The organism is Micromonospora acroterricola (genome assembly GCF_003172955.1).
GTDB lineage: Bacteria > Actinomycetota > Actinomycetes > Mycobacteriales > Micromonosporaceae > Micromonospora > Micromonospora acroterricola.
In genome coordinates, this window is the sequence record NZ_QGKR01000237.1 from 1 (window position 1) to 5835 (window position 5835).

5 protein-coding genes are annotated in these 5835 nt (G+C 72.7%); 1 reads left to right on the forward strand and 4 read right to left on the reverse strand.

What is annotated here, in order from left to right; genetic code table 11:
* Nucleotides 1-155: 155 nt before the first annotated feature.
* From mshC to DKT68_RS21280, 4 genes are all read right to left on the reverse strand, one after another.
* Nucleotides 156-1394 carry a cysteine--1-D-myo-inosityl 2-amino-2-deoxy-alpha-D-glucopyranoside ligase gene (gene mshC, locus DKT68_RS21265; protein WP_109819166.1) on the reverse strand — a complete coding sequence of 413 codons (1239 nt, stop codon included), beginning with the start codon at nt 1392-1394 and terminating at the stop codon, nt 156-158.
* 66 nt (nt 1395-1460) lie between these two features.
* Nucleotides 1461-2279 (reverse strand): SCO1664 family protein, encoded by an 819-nt coding sequence (locus tag DKT68_RS21270; protein ID WP_109819167.1) that lies wholly within the window; start codon nt 2277-2279, stop codon nt 1461-1463.
* Entirely contained in the window at nt 2276-2860 is a 585-nt protein-coding gene (locus tag DKT68_RS21275; protein WP_109819168.1) for a DUF3090 domain-containing protein, read from the reverse strand. Before DKT68_RS21275 ends, DKT68_RS21270 begins: the two co-directional genes overlap by 4 nt.
* 208 nt (nt 2861-3068) lie before the next feature.
* Entirely contained in the window at nt 3069-3779 is a 711-nt protein-coding gene (locus DKT68_RS21280) for an MSMEG_4193 family putative phosphomutase (RefSeq protein WP_109819169.1), read from the reverse strand.
* Nucleotides 3780-5102: 1323 nt separating this feature from the next.
* On the opposite strand from DKT68_RS21280, the gene DKT68_RS21285 reads away from it, so the two are divergent.
* Nucleotides 5103-5660 (forward strand): hypothetical protein, encoded by a 558-nt coding sequence (locus DKT68_RS21285; protein WP_109819170.1) that lies wholly within the window; start codon nt 5103-5105, stop codon nt 5658-5660.
* The last annotated feature ends 175 nt before the right edge of the window (nt 5661-5835 follow it).

The window sequence follows — 5835 nt, forward strand, 5'->3', positions numbered from 1 at the left end:
ACTCCACCCCGCCCGGCCCGCGTCCACCCTCTCTGCCCCCCGTTGATCATGAAGTTATTACCGCCTGCGACGGCGTGTCGAGGCAATAACTTCATGATCAACGGGGGGCAGAGAGGGTGGACGCGGGCCGGGCGGGGTGGAGTGGGGCGGTGGGGTTAGAGGTGGATGCCTAGGAGGGCGTCCACGGTTTTCGCGAAGACGGCGGGGGCCTCGGGGTCGTCGGTGGTGCCGGCGAGGGTGGCGTCGGCCCAGCGGTCGGCAAGGGCCAGGGCGCCGGGGGTGTCGAGGTCGTCGGCGAGGCGCTCGCGTACCCCGGCCAGCAGCTCGGCCCCGGACGGCCCGGCGGGCGCGGCGGCGGCCCGCCGCCAGCGGGCCAGGCGCTCCTGCGCGGTGGCCAGCACCTCGTCGGTCCACGCGCGGTCGCTGCGGTAGTGCCCGGAGATCAGCGCCAGCCGGATCGCCATCGGGTCGACCTTGTCGGCGCGCAGCCGGGACACGAAGACCAGGTTGCCCCGGGACTTCGACATCTTCTCGCCGTCCAGGCCGATCATGCCGGCGTGCACGTAGTGCTCGGCGAACGGCGCCTGGCCGGTCAGCCGCTCGGCGTGCGCGGCGGACGCCTCGTGGTGCGGGAACAGCAGGTCGTTGCCGCCGCCCTGCACGTCGATCCGGTCACCGAGCAGGTTCAGCGCGATCACCGCGCACTCGATGTGCCAGCCGGGACGGCCCGGGCCCAGCTCCCCACCCGGCCAGGACGGCTCACCCTCGCGGGCCCCGCGCCACAGCAGCGGGTCCAGCGGGTCGCGCTTGCCGGCCCGGTCCGGGTCGCCACCGCGCTCCGGGAAGATCTCCAGCATCTGCTCTCGGGTCAGGTTGGACTCGTAGCCGAACCGGGGCGCTGCGGAGATGTCGAAGTAGACGTCGCCGGTGCCGTCGTCGAGCTGGTACGCGGCCCCGTCCTTGACCAGCACCTCGACCTTGTCGGCGATGTCCGGGATCGACTCGACCGCGCCCACGTAGTGCGCCGGCGGGATGATCCGCAGCGCCTCCATGTCCTCCCGGAACAGCGCCGTCTCGCGCATCGCCAGGACCACCCAGTCCTCGCCGTCGCGGGCGGCCCGCTCCAGCAGCGGGTCGTCGATGTCGGTGACGTTCTGCACGTAGCGGACCGGGCGGCCGGCGTCGCGCCACATCCGCTGCACCAGGTCAAAGGTGATCATGGTGGCGGCGTGGCCGAGGTGTGTAGCGTCGTACGGGGTGATGCCGCAGACGTACATGCTTCCCGCGTCGACCGGCTCACTCGGGTGGACACCCTGCCGTGCCGAGTCGTACAACGCCAGCGGCTCGCCCCTGCCCGGCAGCCGTGGCACCTCGTGTCCCGCCCAAGACTCCATGGCCTCAGCCTAGCCAGCCCCACGTCGGGCCCGGGCCGCCCCACGGGTGATCAAGATGACAGCGGATCACATGGGCGGCCAGGGCACCGCCGGCCAGTCCTCCGGCGGCTGTGGGAACCGGCCGGTCTCCCGCAGCCGGTCGACGCGCGCGGCCAGCTCGGCGACCTCGCTGATGGTCAGGTGGTCGGCCAGCTCCGCGCCGAGCGCCCCGGCGACCTGCCCGGCGAGCCCGTCGAGCATGTCCACGGCGTCCGGTGGCAACTGCTTGCCGGCCCAGCCCCAGAGCACCGTGCGCAGCTTGTCCTCGACGTGGAAGCTCACGCCGTGGTCCACGCCGTAGATCCGGTCGTCGGCGCCGACCAGCACGTGGCCGCCCTTGCGGTCGGCGTTGTTGATCACCGCGTCGAGCACCGCGAGCCGGGCCAGCCTCGGGTCGTCGGCGTGGGCCAGCACGTACGCGGCGCCGTCGTCGTCACGGGCCGCGGCGATCGGGAACCACCGCGGCGGCAACTCCTCGGCGGGCACGAACCCGACCAGCGGCTCGGCGTCCTCCGGCTCGTCGATCCAGAGCTGGCAGGACCCCGGGCCGAACGGGCCGTCCCGCAGCACGGTGGGCGGCACCAGGTCCCAGCCGGTGGCCCGGGAGACCAGGTACGCCGAGACCTCGCGGCCGGCGAGGGTGCCGTCCGGGAAGTCCCAGAGGGGGCGCTCGCCCCGGACCGGCTTGTAGACGCACCGGGCGGTGAGCCCGTCCAGCGTCAGGATGCCCCGCAGGGTGGTGTTCGACGCGTCGACCAGCCGCCCTTCGAGGTCGAGCGCGCCGTCACGCAGCAGCCGCAGCGCGGCGTCGCCGTCCTGGCGAGGCTGGATGCCGGACGAGGTCACCGGTGGTAACCGTTGTGCCGCGGGCAGAGGTGCCCGGCGGGGTCCAACGGCTGGCCGCACAGCGGGCACGGCGGCCGGCCCGCGTTCACCACTCGCCGGGCCCGCTCGATGAACTGGCGGGTCGCCTGCGGGGTGAGCCGGACCCGGAGCCGGTCCAGGTCCTCGTCCGGCTCGTCGTCCTCGTCGTCGTCCTCGTCCTCGTCGTCCTCGTCGCCCAGCTCGACCTCGGCTTCCACCTCGCCGGCGGCGATCGCCTCGATCACCACGGTCGCGGTGTCCACGTCGAAGGCCAGCCCGAGGGTCCCGACCCGGAACTCCTCGTCGACCGGAGTGTCCAGTGGCTCGTTGTCGCCCACCACCGGCGCCAGCTCGGGCAGGTCCACGCCGAAGCGCCGCTGGGCCTCGGTGAGCAGCTCTTCCAGCTTCTCGGCGAGCAGGGACACCTGGACCTTCTCCAGCGCGACGCTGACCAGCCGGCCGCCGCCGCGAGCCTGCAGGAAGAACGTGCGCTCCCCCGGCGGCCCGACGGTCCCGGCGACGAACCGCTCCGGCGGTTCGAAGGCGTGCACCTGGTGGGTCATACCCACGACCCTATCCGGCCCGCCATGGCATCGCGCACCCCACCGACCCGAATCGCCCCGGCGGCGGCGCGCCCGGCGTACCAGCGGCTGCACCCGGGCGTGGCGGCCCCTCGGCCGCCTGCCGGCGCCCCGGTCCGACGACCGGGGCCGACCGTCGTGACCAGGGGCGGGCCGACGCGGTCAGCGGGCGGGGGCGTCGCGACAATCATCATGGCCCACCAGCCCCACCGCCGACGGCCGCGTCCGATTCACCCGCGCGGGTCGCCCGCCGGCGCCGCTTGCGCGGCGGCGGCACCAGGGCGGCGAGATCACCGCCGGTGTCGTTGAGCCGGACCAGGAACGGCCGCAACGGCGTGAACCGGATCGCGGTCACCGACGCCGGGTCGGCCACGATCCGCTGAAAAAGATCCAGGTGTACGCCGAGCGCGTCCGCCACGATGGCCTTGATCACATCACCGTGGCTGCACGCCAGCCAGACCGCCTCGGGCCCGTGCTCGGCGCTCACCCGGGCGTCCCACGACCGCACCGCCGCGACCGCGCGCGCCGCCATCGCGGCCATCGCCTCCCCCTCGGGGAAGACCACCGCGCTCGGGTGCTGCTGCACAGCCGGCCAGAGCGGCTCCTTGGCGAGCTTCTTCAGCGGCTGCCCCTCCCAGCTGCCGTAGTCGCACTCGATCAACCCCTCCTCGACCACCGGAGTGGCCTGCGGAAGCGCCAGCTCCAGGGTCTGCCGGCAGCGGATCAGTGGGCTGCTCACCACCGCCGCGAGCGGCACCCCCCGCAGCCGCTCGCCCACCGCGGTCGCCTGGGCCCGGCCCGTCTCGTCCAACTCGACGGGCTGCCGGCCGGCCAGCCCGCCGTCCGCGTTCGCGGTGGTCCGGCCGTGTCGCAGAAGCAGAAGGGTTGCCACGCTGACCACCCTAGGGCCTGCTCCCGGGCTCGGACCGTCGCGGGCCGTTGAGCGGTTCGGCCTGCCCGTGCCGGCGGTGTGGGTCGGCATCGTTCCCTGCGCGCGGTTCGGCATCCCGGCGGGTGCGCATCGGCGGGCTGCGTGTGCTCGGCGGGGTCATCGGTCCGGTCGCAGCTCGTGGTGGCGAGCGTGCCGGGGGCCCTGATCCCTGGGCTGGGCACGGCAGCCCGTCCCGGTGGTCGCCGCTTGATTCGGTCCCCGCGCGGTGCTGGCGGTTGTTGTCGTTGCCGCGATACCGCTGAGGCATAAATATGCCTCTGAGGTATCACGCTTAATGTCGACGTTGGCCCGCGGGTCTTCACAATGACCCGTCGATGTCGGCGATGTCCGAGCCCAGGGCCCCGCGTGCCCCGACGTCTGCGGTGCCCGGCACCCGGGCCCGCGTGCCCGGCCGTGAGCGGTCCGCCATCTGGTCCGCCGTCCCGGACGTCAGTGGTCCGGCATCGGGCCCCCGTGCCCCAACGTCAGTCGGTCCGGCCTCGGGGCCGCGTGCCCGGACGTCAGCGCTGTCCGGCATCCGGCCCGCCGTGCCCGGATGTCCGCAGGTCCTGACCTCGGGCCCGCGTCCCCGAACGTCAGTGGTCCGGCGTCGGGCCCGCGTTACCGGACGTCAGGATGTCCGGCATCCGGCCGGCATGCCCGGATGTCCGCTAGGTCCCGACATCGGGCCCAGGTCGCCCCAGCACGGCACTCTCCTCCCCCGGTCGCGCCGTCACCGAAACGATCTGCACGAGTCGTCGCTTTCGGCACGGACCACGCCGATCCGCCCCCGGGCCGAGGGGCAGGGGTGGCGTTATATCCGGTATCGGGGGTATTGGGCTGTGACCGGGCCCATCCGTGGGGTGGAATCGTGGCGGGCCGGGGGTCGTTACATCCTCTGACGATCGCAGGACCACGGGCCGCCAGCCCCGCTCCCAGGGATGGAAATGCGGGCCCAGGGTCCGGTCGTTGCAGACTCCCTGACCGCCGCGCCCGACGGGGGTGCTGATGGATGGGCCGATCCCGGAATGAGCCCGGCCGCCCGGTGGTTGCAGACTCCCTGACGGCGCACGAGCGCCCGCTGGACCGGGTGCCGATGGACGGGCCAACCCCGGAATGAGCCCGGCCCGCAGGTCGTTACACATGGACCCGGCGCCACGAGGCCCCCGCCCGTAGGCCGCCGACCCCGAAGACTTTCCCTTTTGTTTGGAAGCGCCGGACGAGGTGCTCACACCCGCGACGCCGTTCCCCTGAACAGGCGTGTGGGTGTCTACCCCCGAAGGAGCAACCCCCATGAACACGATTATTCGTAAGAGCATGCTGTCCGTTGCTGGTCTCGCGTTCGCCGGTGGTGTCTTCGCCGGTCCGATCGCCGCCCACGCCGCCACCCCGGTCGAGGGCAAGCCCGTCGCGGTCGCGGTGCAGACGGTCAAGGCGCAGGGCGCCCAGTCGCACATCGACCTCAACGACGAGCAGACCGCCAACGTCAAGGCGATCATCGCCGCCACGAAGAAGGCCGGCCTGCCCGAGCGGGCCGCGGTCATCTCGATCGCGACCAGCCTGCAGGAGTCGAAGCTGGAGAACCTGGGCCACCTCGGCGACAGCAACGACCATGACTCGCTGGGCCTGTTCCAGCAGCGTCCGAGCTCGGGTTGGGGTACGCCGGAGCAGATCACCGACCCGGAGTACTCGACGACCGCGTTCCTCAAGGGTCTGAAGCAGGTCGACGGGTGGCAGGACATGGCGCTCACCGACGCGGCGCAGACCGTGCAGGTCTCGGCCTACCCCGACGCCTACGCCCAGTGGGAGCAGCAGGCCACCGACCTCGTCGCCCAGCACTGGAACAGCTGACCCACCAAAGAACGCAGCACGGCAGCACAGCCGCTGGCCGGCACCCTCAACCCGGGGTGCCGGCCAGCGGCATCTCCACACCACCACGACCGAATCTTGGACAGTTTCCGTCACGCTCGAACGGCAACTGTCCAAGATCTGCGGGGCAGACACGGATGGGCCGGGACCCCGCGGT